General features: G+C 38.9%; 15 protein-coding genes, 1 tRNA gene and 3 pseudogenes. 1 reads left to right on the top strand and 18 read right to left on the bottom strand.

Annotated features, from left to right (window positions below):
- Nucleotides 1-29: 29 nt before the first annotated feature.
- The 11 genes and pseudogenes from RGF10_RS06140 to RGF10_RS06090 form a co-directional block, all read right to left on the bottom strand.
- Nucleotides 30-103, bottom strand: a tRNA-Arg gene (locus RGF10_RS06140).
- 144 nt (nucleotides 104-247) lie between these two features.
- Nucleotides 248-772 (bottom strand): metallophosphoesterase family protein, encoded by a 525-nt coding sequence (locus tag RGF10_RS06135; RefSeq protein ID WP_318508134.1) that lies wholly within the window; start codon nucleotides 770-772, stop codon nucleotides 248-250.
- A pseudogene (locus RGF10_RS06130) lies at nucleotides 769-1,379 on the bottom strand (XTP/dITP diphosphatase). Before RGF10_RS06130 ends, RGF10_RS06135 begins: the two are co-directional and overlap by 4 nt.
- A 52-nt stretch (nucleotides 1,380-1,431) precedes the next feature.
- Nucleotides 1,432-2,176 (bottom strand): annotated as a pseudogene (gene rph, locus RGF10_RS06125) (ribonuclease PH).
- Between the two features lie 122 nt (nucleotides 2,177-2,298).
- A complete protein-coding gene (locus tag RGF10_RS06120) occupies nucleotides 2,299-3,384 on the bottom strand; it encodes a GerMN domain-containing protein (RefSeq protein WP_318508132.1) in 1,086 nt (361 codons plus the stop codon).
- A gap of 265 nt (nucleotides 3,385-3,649) precedes the next feature.
- The gene (gene racE / locus RGF10_RS06115; RefSeq protein ID WP_318508131.1) at nucleotides 3,650-4,465 is read right to left on the bottom strand and encodes a glutamate racemase; all 816 of its coding nucleotides are present in this window, start codon (nucleotides 4,463-4,465) and stop codon (nucleotides 3,650-3,652) included.
- 11 nt (nucleotides 4,466-4,476) lie between these two features.
- Nucleotides 4,477-4,926 carry a MarR family winged helix-turn-helix transcriptional regulator gene (locus RGF10_RS06110; protein ID WP_318508129.1) on the bottom strand — a complete coding sequence of 150 codons (450 nt, stop codon included), beginning with the start codon at nucleotides 4,924-4,926 and terminating at the stop codon, nucleotides 4,477-4,479.
- Between the two features lie 160 nt (nucleotides 4,927-5,086).
- Nucleotides 5,087-5,311: a spore germination transcription factor GerE gene (gene gerE / locus RGF10_RS06105; RefSeq protein ID WP_019154738.1), complete on the bottom strand. Its 225-nt coding sequence runs from the start codon at nucleotides 5,309-5,311 to the stop codon at nucleotides 5,087-5,089.
- Between the two features lie 316 nt (nucleotides 5,312-5,627).
- A complete protein-coding gene (sdhB, locus tag RGF10_RS06100) occupies nucleotides 5,628-6,389 on the bottom strand; it encodes a succinate dehydrogenase iron-sulfur subunit (protein WP_318508124.1) in 762 nt (253 codons plus the stop codon).
- A gap of 6 nt (nucleotides 6,390-6,395) precedes the next feature.
- The gene (gene sdhA, locus RGF10_RS06095; protein ID WP_318508122.1) at nucleotides 6,396-8,153 is read right to left on the bottom strand and encodes a succinate dehydrogenase flavoprotein subunit; all 1,758 of its coding nucleotides are present in this window, start codon (nucleotides 8,151-8,153) and stop codon (nucleotides 6,396-6,398) included.
- 71 nt (nucleotides 8,154-8,224) lie between these two features.
- Nucleotides 8,225-8,833: a succinate dehydrogenase cytochrome b558 subunit gene (locus RGF10_RS06090; RefSeq protein ID WP_318508120.1), complete on the bottom strand. Its 609-nt coding sequence runs from the start codon at nucleotides 8,831-8,833 to the stop codon at nucleotides 8,225-8,227.
- A gap of 410 nt (nucleotides 8,834-9,243) precedes the next feature.
- Between RGF10_RS06090 and RGF10_RS06085 the strand changes: the two genes are divergently transcribed.
- The gene (locus RGF10_RS06085; RefSeq protein WP_318508119.1) at nucleotides 9,244-9,702 is read left to right on the top strand and encodes a YslB family protein; all 459 of its coding nucleotides are present in this window, start codon (nucleotides 9,244-9,246) and stop codon (nucleotides 9,700-9,702) included.
- A gap of 68 nt (nucleotides 9,703-9,770) precedes the next feature.
- On the opposite strand, the pseudogene uvrC reads toward RGF10_RS06085, so the two are convergent.
- The 7 genes and pseudogenes from uvrC to RGF10_RS06050 all read right to left on the bottom strand — a co-directional run bounded on the left by uvrC (nucleotide 9,771) and on the right by RGF10_RS06050 (nucleotide 17,607).
- Nucleotides 9,771-11,549, bottom strand: a pseudogene (uvrC, locus tag RGF10_RS06080) (excinuclease ABC subunit UvrC).
- A gap of 277 nt (nucleotides 11,550-11,826) precedes the next feature.
- Complete coding sequence (gene trxA / locus RGF10_RS06075) at nucleotides 11,827-12,141, bottom strand: thioredoxin (RefSeq protein ID WP_318508117.1); 315 nt, start codon at nucleotides 12,139-12,141, stop codon at nucleotides 11,827-11,829.
- Between the two features lie 186 nt (nucleotides 12,142-12,327).
- Nucleotides 12,328-13,305, bottom strand: coding sequence for an electron transfer flavoprotein subunit alpha/FixB family protein (locus RGF10_RS06070; RefSeq protein ID WP_318508115.1), 978 nt, complete (start codon nucleotides 13,303-13,305; stop codon nucleotides 12,328-12,330).
- Nucleotides 13,306-13,366: 61 nt separating this feature from the next.
- Nucleotides 13,367-14,140 (bottom strand): electron transfer flavoprotein subunit beta/FixA family protein, encoded by a 774-nt coding sequence (locus RGF10_RS06065; protein WP_318508113.1) that lies wholly within the window; start codon nucleotides 14,138-14,140, stop codon nucleotides 13,367-13,369.
- A gap of 91 nt (nucleotides 14,141-14,231) precedes the next feature.
- Nucleotides 14,232-15,005, bottom strand: a complete 774-nt coding sequence (locus tag RGF10_RS06060; RefSeq protein WP_318508111.1) for an enoyl-CoA hydratase — start codon at nucleotides 15,003-15,005, stop codon at nucleotides 14,232-14,234.
- A 41-nt stretch (nucleotides 15,006-15,046) separates the two neighbouring features.
- Nucleotides 15,047-15,631, bottom strand: coding sequence for a fatty acid metabolism transcriptional regulator FadR (locus RGF10_RS06055; RefSeq protein WP_318508109.1), 585 nt, complete (start codon nucleotides 15,629-15,631; stop codon nucleotides 15,047-15,049).
- Between the two features lie 269 nt (nucleotides 15,632-15,900).
- Complete coding sequence (locus RGF10_RS06050; protein ID WP_318508107.1) at nucleotides 15,901-17,607, bottom strand: AMP-binding protein; 1,707 nt, start codon at nucleotides 17,605-17,607, stop codon at nucleotides 15,901-15,903.
- Nucleotides 17,608-18,037 lie beyond the last annotated feature (430 nt).

Here is an 18,037-nt window from a genome sequence, read left to right as displayed (position 1 = left end):
TGTCTTAATGACATGACGTTTTCCTTTAGCGTCCCAGGAGAGATTCGAACTCCCGACCGACGGCTTAGAAGGCCGTTGCTCTATCCAGCTGAGCTACTGGGACATCTTATTAACTTCTCGCTACAAAACTACTTCGTAACGAGGACATTTTTAATTATATTAGTTCAACATATATATGTCAACACAATTATTATTTTTTTTTGAGGAAAGAGGAAAGAATCAATCCTTCCTCTTTATTATAAAAAAATTATGCATCGTTGGAAAGAATAAAACTTCGTCTAAGCTCTTCAAGTTCTCCATCATTAAGATCGTAAACTGTTACATCAGCCTTATTATCTATTAGTTCCAATATGCAATAGGTCCGTTCCTTACGCCCGCGAGGCAGCCTAATACTACCAGGATTGATAAAGAGTGTATGATCAATCTGCTCCATGCCAAGATAGTGTGAGTGGCCAAAGCAAACAATATTCGCCCCTAACTCCTGAGCACGGTAATTTAGATTCATTATCGTTGATTTAACCGCAAAAAGATGTCCATGAGTGATGAATATTTTATGCCCTCCAACGTTAACTTCTGCTTCCTCTGGAAATTTATCTTCATAATCACAATTTCCTCTTACCGTAATAAACCGTTCCATTTCAGGCTGATCAGCTTCAAGCTCAGAATCACCACAATGAATCATCAAGTCAACTTCAGCCTGATGCCTTTTTTTAATCGAATCAAGCTCGTCTATCCAACGATGGCTGTCGCTTACAATCAAAATTTTGGTCATCGTTTCTCTTCCTTTTCAAAAAGAGTATTAAATTGCTCATTTAGCTTGTTCAGTGCTTTGCCACGATGACTTATACGATTTTTTTCCGCACTCGATAGCTCGGCCATGGAACGATTTTCATCGAGTGAAAAGAAAATTGGATCATAACCGAAACCATTTGTACCTTTTCGCTCGTGTAAAATGACACCCTCACAAGTTCCGTGGACTGTGGCCGTTTGTCTGCCAGGGACTGCAATCGCCAGTGCACAATAGAACCTAGCTGTTCTCGCGTTATCAGGTACACCTGTAAGTTCTTCTAACACCTTATCAATATTTGCTTCGTCATTTTTGGCAACACCTGCATAGCGAGCAGAAAACACCCTGGCTTTCCATCCAGCGCATCCACTTCAAGTCCAGAATCATCAGCGATGGCCATTTTTCCTAAAGTTTGAGAAATTTGTTCTGCTTTAATTTTTGCATTTTCTTCGAAGGTAGTCCCAGTTTCCTCCACATCCTCTAGTTCAGGAAAATCAAGTAGAGTTAACACTTTGTATCCTCTTGGTTCAAACATTTGCTGAAATTCCTTTGCTTTCCCGGCATTCTTTGTTGCAATTATGATTTCCTTCATATTTATCCCCCCTGTAAAACGCAGTTATCACTTTGCACGATTGAAAAATAACTTACTGACCAATATTCGCGGCAATGCTACCTCCAACTGCTTCTTGTTGAATGGTAAACAATTCGTTTAAACCTGTTTGCGCTGCAGCTAATAGTTCCTGTAACTGACTATAGGTAAAAGTCGATTCCTCGCCGGTTCCTTGTAATTCTACAAACTCACCCTTACCAGGTCATGACCACATTCATATCAACAGCGGCTTGTGAGTCTTCTATGTAATTTAAATCAAGAATAACATTTCCCTCTGGTAAGACACCAACACTAGTAGCTGCTAAATAGTCGATAATTGGCAGTTTCGCAAGTTTCTTTTCTTGTAAGAGCTTATTTACTGCTATTGACATTGCAACAAATGCTCCCGTTATCGATGCTGTTCGTGTCCCACCATCTGCTTGGATCACGTCACAGTCAATCCAAATCGTTCTTTCTCCTAATGCTTCCAAATCGACAACAGCACGTAACGCGCGACCAATTAAGCGTTGGATTTCCATTGTTCTGCCTGTTACCTTCCCTTTTGAGGATTCGCGGATATTGCGTTGTTCTGTCGCTCTAGGTAGCATCGAATATTCTGCTGTAATCCATCCCTTACCCGTATTTCTCATAAAAGGAGGAACACGCTCCTCTATGCTAGCGTTACATATTACCTTTGTATCTCCAACTGATATTAATACTGAACCTTCTGGGTGCTTTAAATAATTTGGTTCTATCGTAACAGATCTAAGCTGTGTATTCTCACGTCCATCAACACGCATTTTTTATCCTCCTCAAAATTAACAATATTCATTAACATAGCTTGCCATTAAATAAAGAAGAGTTGGCAAAAAGATGCCAACCCCTTTAATGTCCCAATATATAGTATATCAAATATCTATTTTTAAAAACTACCTGTATTGACATTTTCAGGTCGTGTTACGGGTTCTGAAAGTTTTTCTCCCTTTTCTGTTACAAGCTCCGCTTTTCCTTTAACCTTCACCGCAACGCTTTCAATCCCTTTTTGCTCAGTTAAAGTTAACACTAAGGCATTTAATAAATGATCAGAAATTATTTTTTCTTTAAAACTTCCGAAAATGGCTTCATTAAAGTTTAAGGTAACTTTACCATTTTCAATCTTAGGATCATCTAATAATGCGACTCCTGCATCAAACTCTGATAGTAAGTTTGTTGTATAGCTAGGACCCTTTACTAATTCTTCAATCGCAGCTTTAATATTATCCTTTTCTTTATTATCAACCCGTCGAGTGACTGGTACATAATAATAGTCTCCAGCTTCTCCACCAACGAAATAGACTGTTACTGCCTTTGTATTGGCAAGATCCACTACATCTTTCGCATCGATATTAATCCCAGTGGCACGATTTTGTTTATCACTTATCGGCGTACCATTTACAGGCATTTCGTTTAATTGTTTGCCATTCATTTGTATTTTAACTGAGTTAACTGAGTCAAATTGCGTAAGTGTCCAAGTAATCGCTTGAAGAATTTTCAACTCCTGATCTTTTTTATAATTTGCAAATTCCTTCGAGAAGTCGACGACTGCCACTCCGTCTTTAATATCTACTGATACTTGTGTATCCGCCGGGATCACTGCTTGAAAACCATTCGGAAGCATTTCCGAAACAGGACCATTGATGACGAGGTGTTCAATGGCTTGCTTGGCAATTCCAGCCGTTTTCGGAAGCGCAATCGTTTGCGGAACGACATAGCCTTCTTTATCGAGCAAATATAGTTCTGTCATTACAGTCGTATTTGCTTCTTCCTTTTCTTTTGCCGACTGTTTTTTCGTCGATTCTGTCACTTTAGTTGTTTCTTTTGTATCAATCGTTCCCTTATCTTCATATGTTACTTCTTGAGGAGGATCCATTTGCTTTTTTTCCTCTCCACCCAGCAATCCGCAGCCCGTTAGAAGCATTGACAAAATGAAGACAGCAGAAATAAAACATGTACTTTTATTTAAAGACATTATAATACCTCCTAAGACAGTTTGTACTACATATATACGAGCCTTTTTCAATTTTAGACCGTCTTAGTGAAAGATTTTTGGACAAAACAAATAAAGGATTTCAAACTGTCTACAAAAAAATGTGAGAAATAACGTTATTGATTTTTGGACAATCTGTTGATTGGAGCGGAAGGTGCGAGACTCCTGCGGGAGAAGGTGTCGCGGAAAGGGAACACCTGGAGCGGAAATCAACAGACTATTTTTACAATAAAAAAACGGCTTGAATCTAATATGATTCAAACCGTTTTCCTAATTTAATTGTTTCTACTACTTCTATTGGTCGCTCCAGCCACTCTGAAGCTATTTTTGCAAAAATTGTACTTGAACCTGTAGTGTAAAACTCATGCTTTGGCTCAACTTCACTTTCATTAAGGATTCCTTTATAGGACAGGATTGTACTAACTTCACGGGCAGTTTCTTCACCAGAACTGATAACACTAACCCCTTTCCCCATTACATTTTTAATAACAGGATCAAGAAGTGGATAATGAGTGCAACCTAAAATTAATGTATCAATTTCGCTTTTACGCAATGGTTGCAGGGTTTCTGCAACCATTTTCTTTGCAACCGAGCCCGAGTATTCACCACTTTCTACCAGCGGTACAAACTTAGGGCAAGCGAGGCTCTTTACTTGAATTTGCTTATTTAATGATTTTAATGCTTTATCATATGCTTTGCTTTTAACCGTTCCTTCTGTCCCAATAATCCCGATTTTATGATTATGAGTGTGCTTGAGCGCGGCTCTAGATCCCGGGTAGATAACACCAATTACAGGAATCGGCAGCTTATTGCTTATTTCCTCTAAGACGACTGCTGTTGCCGTGTTGCAGGCGATCACGAGCATTTTTATGTCTTTTCGCAATAAAAAATGGGTCATTTGCCAAGTGAACAGTCGCACTTCTTCACTAGGCCGTGGCCCATAAGGACAACGAGCAGTGTCGCCCAAATAAACAATATTTTCATTTGGAAGCTGTCTCATTACTTCTTTTGCAACGGTTAACCCGCCGACTCCTGAATCAATAATACCAATTGGTGTATTCAAAACTTATCGCCTCATTCTTCTCGCATACCTTGGTGCAATTTTATTAAATTTGTACGTAAGCTACAAATTTCTTCGGTTGTAAAATTTCTTAAAACTTCTTTTAAATAGTCTTGTCTCTTTATAATTACTTCTTCAATTATTCGCAAACCTTCTTTTAATAAGTGGATGCGTACTACTCGACGATCGGCAGGATCTTTCTCACGCAAAACCAAATTATTTTTTTCCATTCGATCAACCAGATCCGTCGTTGTACTGCAGGCTAAAAACATTTTCGATGAAAGCTCACCGATAGTCATATCTCCATCTTCAAACAACCATTGCAATGCAACGAATTGCGGTGGAGTAATTGTATAGTTGTTAAGGATTTCTCGTCCCTTTTGTTTAATGATTCCTGATATGTATCGTAAATCCTTTTCAACGTCAGCCACATTGTTCATTTGAACTTTATCATCAAATCCCATAATCCCATCTCCCATATAAACTTGACGACTCCGACGTTTCTCTTATTTTCTATCTTTTGAATAAAAATTTCAAGCAACAATAATAGCCAATAAACGGTGATAACCATACCCTATCAAAAATATGTTAACCGGCCTCCCTGTAAAGGTAAGCCGGTCTTCATTAAAGCTCTAGCTCTCCCATACGAAGGAGCTCTACAACAGCTTGTGAACGCCCCTTAACACCAAGCTTTTGCATGGCATTCGAAATATGATTTCGAACTGTTTTTTCGCTTATAAATAATTCACTAGCGATCTCTTTTGTGGTTTTGTCTTGGACTAACAGTTCGAACACTTCTCTTTCACGTTTGGTAAGTAATGGCTTGTGAGTATATTCATTCTCCTTCAAGTACTGTAACCCTCCTTGCCTTCGCCAGCTATGAACCGCGGGGTGGGTATATATTTAGTCACGATATCATATGTAAGAAAAAGTTATCGAGTGACTAATTTTCCTTGAAAGAGAGCGCTTTTTGTGATTTATTTGCAAAAAATAGGCTTACCTTTTTTTATTTAATTGACAAAGAGCAGCATTTCTTCTAGTTCTATTTTATCAGTTTATTAAAAGCCAGGCTATTTTTGTTTAATCGAGCCTTTTTCTACCCGTCTTACAAACTTATAACCTATAAAAAACCCTTTTCCGTTACGGAAAAGGGCAGCATCATTTATTAAACTTGATCGCTTCCGAAGAAATTACGGAATGATTGAATCGTTGTATCACGATTCAAAGAAGCGATTGAAGTTGTCAATGGAATGCCTTTTGGACAGGATTGAACGCAGTTTTGTGAGTTACCACAATTTGTTAATCCACCTTCGTCCATAATAGCAGCTAGACGTTCACCACGGTTCATTGCCCCTGTTGGATGAGCGTTAAATAAACGAACTTGTGACAATGGTTGAGGTCCAATAAAAGCAGATTTACTGTTTACATTTGGACAAGCTTCCAAACATACTCCACAAGTCATACATTTTGATAATTCATATGCCCATTGACGTTTCACTTCTGGCATACGAGGTCCAGGACCTAAATCATATGTTCCATCGATTGGAATCCATGCTTTTACCTTTTTCAAGGAATCAAACATCCGGCTTCTGTCAACCTGTAGGTCACGAACAACCGGGAATGTGCGCATTGGCTCGAGTCTTACTGGCTGTTCTAATTGATCAATTAGAGCAGTACAAGACTGGCGTGGTTTACCATTGACCACCATCGAGCAAGCACCACAAACTTCCTCCAAACAGTTCATATCCCATGCAATAGGAGTTGTTTTTTCTCCTTTAACATTGACCGGATTACGACGAATTTCCATTAAAGAGGAAATTACATTCATATTCGGACGATATGGAATTTCAAATTCTTCCGTATAAGGGGAAGAATTTGGGCCATCTTGTCGAGTGATAACAAAACGAACTGTTTTTTGTTCAGCCATGTTTAATTACTCCCCTTTCTTCTTAGAATAGTCACGCTTACGTGGTTTAATTAATGAAACATCAACATCTTGATAACTAATTTCTGGCGCAGAATTTGAATCTACAAACTTCGCCATCGTTGTTTTTAAGAAATTCTCATCATCACGGTCAGGGAATTCCGGTTTATAGTGAGCACCACGGCTCTCATTGCGGTTAAGTGCACCTAAAGTGATAACACGAGCTAACTGAAGCATGTGCTCCAATTGACGTGTAAACGCAGCACCTTGGTTGCTCCATTTTGCCGTATCGTTGATATTAATATTTTTATAACGTTCAAGAAGCTCTTGAATTTTATCATCAGTTTGTTGTAATTTATCATTAAAACGAACAACTGTTACATTGTCAGTCATCCATTCACCAAGCTCTTTATGAAGAACATAGGCATTCTCAGTTCCATTTAAAGACATAACGTTATTCCATTTTGCTTCTTCTTGTTGTACATAACGATCAAATACTGTAGAAGAGATAGAATCAACGCTCTTGCTTAATCCATCGATATATTTCAATGCATTAGGACCTGCTACCATACCACCGTAGATAGCTGATAACAATGAGTTTGCACCTAAGCGGTTACCACCGTGCTGTGAATAATCACATTCACCAGCTGCGAATAATCCTGGAACATTCGTCATTTGATCGAAATCAACCCATAATCCACCCATTGAATAGTGAACTGCAGGGAAGATTTTCATTGGTAATTTACGAGGATCTTCACCTGTGAACTTTTCGTAAATTTCAATGATACCACCAAGCTTAACGTCAAGCTCATGAGGATCTTTGTGAGAAAGGTCAAGGTAGACCATGTTCTCGCCATTGACTCCTAGTTTTTGGTTTACGCACACATCGAAAATTTCACGAGTCGCAATGTCCCGTGGAACTAGGTTCCCGTATGCAGGATATTTTTCTTCTAAGAAATACCACGGCTTACCATCTTTGTATGTCCATACACGACCGCCTTCACCACGAGCAGATTCACTCATAAGACGAAGCTTGTCATCCCCTGGAATCGCAGTTGGGTGAATTTGGATGAACTCACCGTTTGAATAATAAACACCTTGTTGGTAAACAATTGAAGCAGCTGATCCTGTGTTGATAACAGAGTTTGTTGATTTTCCAAAAATAATCCCAGGACCACCAGTTGCTAAAATAACAGCATCTGCAGCAAATGTTCTAATTTCCATAGATGCTAAATTTTGTCCAGTAATCCCACGGCAAATTCCTTCGTCATCAATGACTGCTCCAAGGAATTCCCAGCCTTCATATTTTGTTACTAGGCCATCAACCTCAAATCTTCTAACTTGCTCATCTAATGCATATAATAACTGTTGTCCAGTTGTTGCTCCTGCAAAAGCCGTACGGTGATGCTGTGTTCCACCGAAACGACGGAAATCTAGCAATCCTTCTGGCGTACGGTTAAACATAACACCCATACGATCTAGCATATTGATGATTCCTGGTGCTGCATCACACATCGCCTTAACTGGCGGTTGGTTTGCAAGGAAGTCTCCACCATATACGGTGTCATCAAAATGCTCCCATGGAGAGTCGCCTTCTCCTTTTGTATTAACAGCTCCGTTAATACCACCTTGGGCACAAACAGAGTGAGATCTCTTAACTGGAACCAATGAGAATAATTCAACTGGCGTTCCATGTTCAGCAATCTTTATTGTAGCCATTAAGCCGGCTAAACCACCACCGACTACAATTACTTTTCCTTTACTCATCGTGGTTCACTCCCTTAACTCCTAGTGTCTTTTTCCATATTGGTCTACTAAACTATGATTCGTCTAAGCTATTAAACAAATGCTAATAATGCACGTACACCAACGATGGATAAGGCAACAAAAATTCCAAGCGTTACATATGTAGAGATTTGTTGAGAACGCGGAGAAACTGTGATGCCCCAGCTAACGCCGAATGCCCATAAGCCATTTGCAAAGTGGAAAATTGCAGAAATGACACCAACAATGTAGAATGCTAACATGAATGGATTAGATAAAATATTAGCCATCATGTCGAAATTAACATCTGCGCCCATTGCTGCAGCAATTCGGGTCTCCCAAACATGCCATGCTAGGAAAATAAGGGTGATAACCCCAGATACCCGTTGAAGGGCAAACATCCAGTTTCGGAAGAAACCAAATCTACCCACGTTGTTTTGCGCTGTGAATGCAATATAAAGCCCGTAGATTGCATGAAATAATAATGGCAAGAAAATAACAAACGTTTCAAGCACCATTTTAAATGGTAAATTTTCCATAAAATGTGAAGCGTCGTTAAAAGCCTCTACCCCTTTGGTCGCAAAATGGTTCACGACTAAATGCTGCGTAAGGAACAGTCCAACTGGAATGACCCCCAGCAATGAATGCAATCTTCGATAAAAAAATTCTCGATTCTCTGCCATAAGCTTACCCCCCCTAATGATATATAATGGCGTTACGAGTGCTCTGCATCGTTTTCAAAAGAGTCAAAATCATCAATTTTAAGAACGATTCAGCAATTTCTAACAATTTTGTAACAAATATATTTTACCCCTGTCTTTTGAACGCGTCAAGAAAACGTATTCAACATTTTGTTGAAATTTAACTTTTTTTAGAATAATTTGTTTTTCAGAAATTTCAGATAAATAACAGAAGAATGTCTGATTCTGCCACATCCTCTCTTAATTCCTTTATTTAAGATCGGTGCTTTCTACAAATTTTGTATAGCATATGTAGAATGAAGTTAGATTTTGAATTCTGGGATTGGATGAAAATCTCATGACTGTTTGGACTAAAAATGTATATAATAGACCTAGAGAAAGAGGGGAGAGCATTGACTGAACTTACATTACAAGAAAAATTGATTCAAAAGGAAGAGCATTCAGTCCCGGTATTCGGCTACAATTTAATTCGGGAGGATTTATTGAAGGATTTACTTGGAAAGGATACACCAGAACATCTTTATTGGGCTGGAAAAAGACTGGCACGGAAATATCCTCTTCACACAGTCGATGAGATTCTTGCATTTTTTCATAAAGCTGGCTGGGGAAATCTATCAATAAAATCTCAATCAAAACAGGAAATGTTATTTGAACTTGAAAGTGAGATTATTACTGATCGGCTAAAATCATTTCCTGATTGTACCTTTCATCTTGAATCTGGTTTTTTAGCTCAGCAAACTGAATATCAAAAAGGGGTCTTGTCAGAGGCATTTGAGCATCCGCGAAAAAAGGGATCAAAGGTCCAATTCACTGTAAAATGGGATTTAAAAGATATAATTGAAAAAGAATAAATATAATCAGGCTGACTCAAATTGTGAGTCAGCCTCCATTCATGCTTAAAATAAATAACCTTTTAAAATCAATTGGCTTGAAGTTTCTCTAACAGCTCTTTCGCAACGGCTTCAGGAATTCCAAGTGCAACAATCTCCTCTACACTTGCCTCCTTCATTTTTTTTACAGAACCAAAGCCCTTTAACAAAAGCTTTTTCCGTTTTTCGCCGATACCAGGAATATCATCAAGTAGTGATTGGAACGCATTTTTCCCACGCAGCTGGCGATGAAAGGTAATCGCAAATCGATGAACTTCATCTTGAATCCTTTGCAGCAAGTAAAATTCCTGACTATTCCGTTCAAGTGGGACGATTTGTAGCGGATTTCCGTAAAGAAGCTGAGATGTCCGATGTTTATCATCCTTTACTAAACCGCTAATCGGTATATCTAAACCTAACTCATTTTCGAGCACATCTCTTACTGCCTCAACATGCCCCTTACCGCCATCGATCATAATCAAATCCGGAAGGGGGAGATTTTCTTTTAATACCCTAGAATACCTTCTTCTCGTTACCTCACGCATTGACTCATAGTCATCTGGACCTGTAACTGATTTGATTTTATATTTCCAGGTACTCATTTTTCCTTGCCTTCCCATCGATAAACACAACGAGAGCAGATACAGGGTCAGTTCCTTGGATATTGGAGTTATCAAATGCCTCAATTCGATGCGGTGTATAGATTCCCAAACTCTCACCAAGATTTTCAACCGCTTTAATCGTCCTTTGTTCATCTCGTTCGATTAAGGCAAACTTCTCTTTTAAAGCGATGGATGCGTTTTTTTCTGCCAACTTTACCAGTTCTTTTTTCGAACCTCGCTTAGGTACCAATACTTTCACATTCAGAACTTGTTCGGCGATATTTGTATCGATACTCTCCTGGAACAAGGATTTCCTTTGGTTTAAAGTGATTGGCTTTACTGTAAAATTGACCGAGAAACGTTAATATTTCTTCTTCCAGGTTCATCATAGATTGGGAACATCGAAACATCCCGCTCAATTAACTTTCCTTGACGTATAAAGAAAACTTGGACACACATCCACCCTTTATCGACCCGATAGCCGAACACATCGCGATCAGTAAAATCGGTCATGGTCATTTTTTGCTTTTCCATAATGGTTTCAATATGAATAATTTTATCCCTATATTCCTTTGCCCGTTCAAAATCAAGTTGCTCAGCTGCTTCTGTCATTTTCACTGTCAGTTCGTCCTTTATGTCCTTATATCCACCATTTAAAAAACGCGTAATTTCATCGGTTAGTGTTTTGTATTCCGCTTCACTAACTTCCTTAATACATGGGGCTAAGCATTGTTCCATATGATAATAAAGGCAAACACGGTCAGGAAGAGTCGAACATTTTCGGAGCGGATAGATTCGATCAAGCAATTTCTTTGTTTCATTCGCTGCTTGAACGTTTGGATAGGGTCCAAAGTATTTCCCTTTATCCTTCTTGACTTTGCGCGTTGTAATTAAGCGCGGATGTCGTTCGGACGTTAGCTTAATAAAAGGATAGGTTTTATCATCCTTAAGCATCACATTGTATTTAGGATCATATTTTTTAATTAAATTAATTTCTAAAAGAAGTGCTTCAATATTGGACGAAGTGACTATATATTCAAAATCCTCGATTTCATTTACAAGCCGTAGAGTTTTTCCGTCGTGTGAACCTGTAAAATAAGAGCGGACCCGATTTTTTAGTATTTTTGCTTTTCCAACATAGATCACTGTACCTTGTCTGTCCTTCATCAGATAGCAACCTGGATGATCTGGCAGAAGGGTGAGCTTATTTTTTATGGTTTCGTTCATTTATTTCACCCCAAGCTGTTTTTCTCACTGATATCATGTTACCTTATTTAAATGATGATGCAAAACCATTTTTCATTCAAAATAGGAGCAAAGAAATGGAAAAAGGTAAGCTGTGTTAAATTCGTCTGTTGATTTCCGCTCCAGGTGCTCACTTTCCAATCAACAGAGTGCTCAAAATCAACACCGTTCTTTAGCACAAACAAAGGAAAAAGCTAATCCTTGACCCGATTTCATGGGCAAAAGATTAGCTTTTAAACACACCATTTGGTGTTGGGAATTAAATGTGTTTTTCAAGTACACCTGCAAGAGCTTCTTTAGGTGAGAAACCTACTACTTTATCAACCACTTCACCGTTTTTAAGAACGAGTAAAGTTGGAATACTCATGATTCCGAATTGACCAGCAGTTTCTGGGTTTTCATCTACATCGACTTTAACGATTTTTACTTTTTCGCCTAATTCGCTATCAAGCTCTTCAAGTACAGGAGCAATCATTTTACAAGGGCCGCACCAAGGTGCCCAAAAGTCAACCAGCACAGTGCCGGATCCAGTTTCGTTTTTGAAAGTTTCATCTGTTGCGTGTGTTATTGCCATTCTAAATCCTCCTATAATTAAACTTAAATCTTATCGTCAGTATAACACCCTTTGTTTTATCTTGCTAATGATATGTTTCGTACGTACTTTGCCCAGAATCTCCATTAAAAATACTTATACTTTCAGGACAAAATCCATCCTTTTATATAAGAAAAAACGGACGGAGGTTCCGCCCGTTTCATTATTTTATTGAAGGACCTTAAGCTTTTTAAATTCTTCAGTCAACAGCGGAACGACATCGAATAAATCACCGACAATCCCGTAATCTGCTACTTTAAAGATGTTGGCTTCAGGATCTTTATTGATTGCAACAATAACTTTAGAGTTTGACATACCAGCTAAATGCTGAATTGCTCCTGAAATACCGCAAGCAATATAAAGGTCTGGAGTAACAACCTTACCTGTTTGTCCAATTTGTAAAGAATAATCGCAATAATCCGCATCACACGCACCACGTGATGCACCTACAGCTCCACCAAGTACATTGGCTAATTCTTTAAGTGGTTCAAAGCCTTCCTCACTTTTCACCCCACGACCACCTGCAATGACAACTTTCGCTTCAGAAAGATCAACACCTTCACTTGCCTTACGAACAACTTCTTTAATGATGGCACGTAAGTCTTTGATTTCTACCTGAAGTGTTGCTACTTCACCTGTTCTTGCTTCATCTTTTGCTAATGGCGCAATATTGTTTGGTCGAATAGAGGCAAATATAATTCCATCCGTTACCACTTTCTTTTCAAATGCTTTACCTGAATAGATTGGGCGTGTGAATACGATGTTGCCACCCGCTTCTTCGATAGCTGTAACATCTGAAACTAAACCAGAATCTAATTTACCTGCGATTCTTGGAGCAAGATCTTTTCCTTGTGCTGTATGTCCAATGACAATTCCCTCTGGTGATTCTGCATTGACAACCGCAATCAACGCTTGTGTAAATCCATCAGAAGTGTACTGCTTTAATGCAGCATCCTCAACGACAACAACACGATCTGCACCATTTTGAATTAATTCTTGTCCTAAGCCGCTTACCGCGTCCCCGATTAGTACCCCAACAACTTCTCCGCCTTCTGCAACGGTTTTAGCTGCAGCAATGGCTTCAAAGGAAACATTCCGTAATGTACCCTCACGTACTTCCCCAACAACCAATACTTTTCTTGACATTATATTAACCTCCCGCGTGTGTTTTCAAAAAGTGACCGAGCGTTCAATCGATTTCTGTGTATTAAACAACCTTCGCTTCTGTATGAAGTAAGTTTACAAGTTCTTTTACTTGATCAGCGATATCGCCAGAAAGGACTTTACCTGCTTCTTTTTGAGGCGGTAAATAAATTTCGATTGTTTTTGTTTTAGGTGCTACATCATCTTCTTCAAGATCTAAATCATCTAGCTCTAATTCCTCTAGTGGCTTTTTCTTCGCTTTCATAATTCCAGGTAGAGATGGATAGCGAGGCTCATTCAAACCTTGTTGAGCTGTTACTAGGACTGGAAGTTTTGTTTCAATCACTTCAGAATCCCCTTCAACATCACGAACAACTGTGACATTCTGTCCTTCAATCGTTAACTTAGTAATCGTCGTTACATAAGGAATATCAAGTAATTCGGCAACACGAGGGCCAACTTGACCAGAACCGCCATCAATCGCTACATTTCCAGCAATGATTAAATCAGCATTTTTATCTTTTAAATATTCAGCGATAATTTTTGCTGTTGTAAATTGATCTGATGCTTCTAAGTCATCTTCTGTGTTAATTAAAACAGCTTTATCAGCACCCATTGCTAATGCTGTACGAAGTTGTTTCTCAGCTTCTTCATTCCCAACCGAAATAACAGTTACTTCCCCGCCATTAGCATCACGGACTTGAATGGCTTCTTCAATGGCATACTCATCGTATGGGTTAATAATGAATTCTGCACCATCTTCGTTAATTTTGCCACCTGAAATCGTGATTTTTTCTTCAGTATCGAATGTTCTCTTCATCAATACAAAAATGTTCATAAATTTCCCTCCTGAAAATAATGTCGTTAATTGTCGGAACATTATACTAGTTCTAAAGATTGAAAATATTTAAGTTAAAAAATTTTATTGGTTATTTTCCAATGAAATTTGGTTCCCTTTTGTCAATGAAGGCTGTAATCCCTTCTTGCCCATCAAGTGATTCAAACACTTTCCCAAATAACACTGCCTCTCGCTCAACACCAGCATGAAACTTTTCTGGTTTAGTATAGCTAAAGAGTTCAAGAATTGCTTTTACGGCAACTGGACTTTTCTTTGCAATTTGGCGGGCAATCTTATTGGCATTTTCCAATAGCTCCACTTCTGGATAGGCATGATTAGCAAGCCCAGCTCTGACTGCTTCAACACCTGTAATCGGTGTGCTCGTTAATAACATTTGAGCAGCGAAAGCTGTCCCAACAAGTCGTGGCAGACGCTGACTTCCTGCGAACCCAGGGATTAATCCAAGCTGTAATTCTGGTAAACCTAGTTTTGCATTTTCGCTAACTAAGCGGAAATGGCATGCCATCGCCAACTCTAAGCCTCCACCAAGGGCAGCACCATGAACAGCAGCGATAATTGGTTTTGCAAAGCCTTCCATCCGCTCAAACAAATTTTGGCCCAATCTGGCTAACTCGCTAAATTGTTCACCGTTTTCAATGGTTGTGAATTCTTTAATGTCAGCTCCTGCAGAAAAGAAGCGGCCTTCTCCATGAATTAAGATAACCCTTACATTTTCATCCTGCTCTACTTCATCTAATATAAGCGACAATTCCTTTAAGACTTTTGAAGAAAGTGCATTTGCTGGGGCTTTTGCAATCGTAATCGTTGCGATATGATCAGCTGTAGACCATTTTAAAAATTCCAATTTAAATCCTCCTTCGTGGTACGTATTAACCATTTATCATGCTAATGATTCGCACAACCATTAAGCAATAAATGCTGTACCTTTGGGGCAAGTGCAACAAGATCATATTTTTGCTCATTCATGACCCATGTTGTAATTGTTTCATCAATCGTGCCAAAAATCATTTGACGAGCGAGGCGAGTATCAAGAGATTTTTCAAACTCTCCATTTTCGATTCCTTCCGCCAATATTTGGTCAACAACCTTTAAATACCCCTTCAGAACATCATTGAGTTTGATTCTAAGTTCGATATTGGCTTGTCTAAGCTCTAGCTGTGTGACCCTTGCTAAATAGTGATCATTTGACAGCATGTCAAAATGGGCTTCAACCATGATTAATAACTTCTCTGCCGCTGTACTAAATCCTGCAATTTTTGTCTGAACATTTTCTACAAAATTCCCCATTTTTTCCCTAAAAAGCGACACAAGGATATCATCCTTATTTTTAAAATAAAGATAGATTGTCCCATCAGCAACGCCTGCCTGTTTCGCAATCTTAGAAACCTGTGCCTGATGATAGCCATTTTCGGCAATAACAATGACAGCCGCATCTATAATTTGTCGATATTTTGGTTTATCTTTTTTCAAGGTAATCTCTCCCTTTAAGAGATTTATGTATGGGGGAATTTATAGATTGAATGAATAACCATTCATAAGTTTTACTATAATATTCTGAAAATTATCTGTCAAGATTTTATCAGGTTTAAGAGTTCAATAAAAAAAGCCATATTTCGGCAATTATTTTAATATGCGCAAGCGACTTTTTCAGATTTCGTGAATAACTCTTTGTCGAATTCAAAAGCGCTTGCGCTCTTCCCTTTCCTTTATCCTTTTCAACGTATTTCAAATGAAGCCATTTAGGCTCGTTTTTCCTCCTCCTCTTCTTCAATTTTCATATTTTCCTGTTCAATCAAAGCTCTCCTTAAGATTTTTCCGACTGCACTCTTAGGTAGCTCTGTTCGAAATTCATAGATTCTTGGGACCTTAAAAGCTGCTAAATGTTTGCGCGTAAATCGGTCTAATTCCTCCTGTGTGACCGTCGAGCCTTCCTTTAGGACGATGTACGCCTTGACGGTTTCACCTCGATATGGATCTGGAACTCTGGCAGCAACTACTTCAGCAACATCCTCATGCTGATATAATACCTCTTCAATTTCACGTGGATATATATTGAATCCACCGGCAATGATAATGTCTTTTTTGCGGTCGACGACATAGAAATATCCATTTTCATCCATATACCCTAAGTCACCGGTGTACAGCCATCCATCTCGAAGCGTTATCGCTGTTTCTTCAGCTCGATTCCAATAGCCTTTCATTACTTGTGGACCTTTAATCACAATTTCACCAATTTCGTAATATGGAACAGACTGATCATGTTCAAGCGAACGAATCTCTACATCAGTATCTGGATAAGGCACACCGATGCTACCACTAACTCGAGGACGATCCCACAGAAAGTTGGAATGTGTCACTGGTGATGTTTCGGTTAGACCGTATCCTTCCACCAGCTTTCCTCCTGTTACTTCCTCAAATTGTTGCTGAATCTCAACAGGCAATGGGGCAGACCCACTTATGCAGCATTCGATCGATGATAGATCATATTTATTAAAATCAGGATGATTCAATAGGCCAATATAAATGGTTGGCGCACCTGGAAAAAGCGTAGGTTTTTGCTTTTGAATCGTTTTAAGAGCGGTTTCAGGAACAAATTTAGGTAATAGAACCATTTTTTGCGCTTCTAAAACACTGAGCAGCATAACAGTTGTCATACCATAGACATGAAAGAATGGGACAATACCTAATATCGTTTCCTTTGCTTTTTTGCTTTTATAAAGCCACGCCTTGCACATGATTGTATTGGAGGCTAAATTTTTATGAGTCAGCATCACCCCTTTTGGGGAGCCAGTTGTTCCTCCAGTGTACTGTAGCACGGCTAAATCCTCTTCAAAATCGATTTCTGGTTTAGATAATGTTCCAATTGGGGATTTGATAATTTCGGTAAATAAATGATGATGGCCTTCATGCTTTACATTAACAATAAGACCGTACTGCTTTTTTTGGATGAAGGGATAGATGAGATTTTTCGGAAAGGGGAGATAGTCTTTTATAGCGGTTACAACAATGTGCTGCAATTCGGTCTTTTCTTTTATTTTTGTAACGCGTGGGAATAGAATATCCATACAAATTATTACTTTAGCACCTGAATCACGCATTTGGTACTCTAATTCTCGTTCTGTGTAAAGGGGATTAGTTTGGACAACGACACCGCCGGCAAATAAAATACCAAAAAAGCTAATCACCGACTGAGGTGTGTTTGGAAGCATTATCGCTACTCGATCACCTTTTTCAATTCCGATATGCTGTAAATAGCTTGCGAGCTTTAACGATTGTTGGTAGAGGAATTTGTAAGTTAATTCTTTACCCATGAAATGGATCGCAATTTTATTTGGGAATTCGGCAGCAGCCTGATATAAATAATCATGGATTGGAATCCTATCATAGTGAAGGGTAGCAGGAATTTCTGCAGGATAGTGCTTCAACCAAGGTCTTGATTCTGTCAAAATCATTCCCTCCTTATTCTAGACAGAAATTTTAGAATATTCACTTTAATTATAATACAGCCTAGTAATGGTGGCAATGAGAGAATGAAGAAACCTTGATTCGGCTTAAAGACCATAATGTTTTAGCATTAAAGAACGGCGTTGATTTTTGAGCACTCTGTTGATTGGAGCGGAAGGTGCGAGACTCCTGCGGGAGAAGGTGGCACGGGAGACCCCACAGGCGCTTTAGCGCTGAGGAGGCTCCAGGTCTCCCCGCGGAAAGGGAGCACCTGGAGCGGAAATCAACAGGATACTTACAGCAATAAAAAAGAGGCTGATCCGAAAATCAACCTCCACTTTTACCTTATACAAAAAACACTAAATAAATTAACCCGATGAGAATGAATCCCCGCAAAGTACAAACAGTATCTTTGCCAATCTTTCCATGCTA

This window comes from Bacillus sp. T3 (genome assembly GCF_033449965.1).
In the GTDB taxonomy this organism is placed as follows: domain Bacteria; phylum Bacillota; class Bacilli; order Bacillales; family Cytobacillaceae; genus Bacillus_BU.
This window is presented reverse-complemented; position numbering and strand designations above follow the sequence as displayed.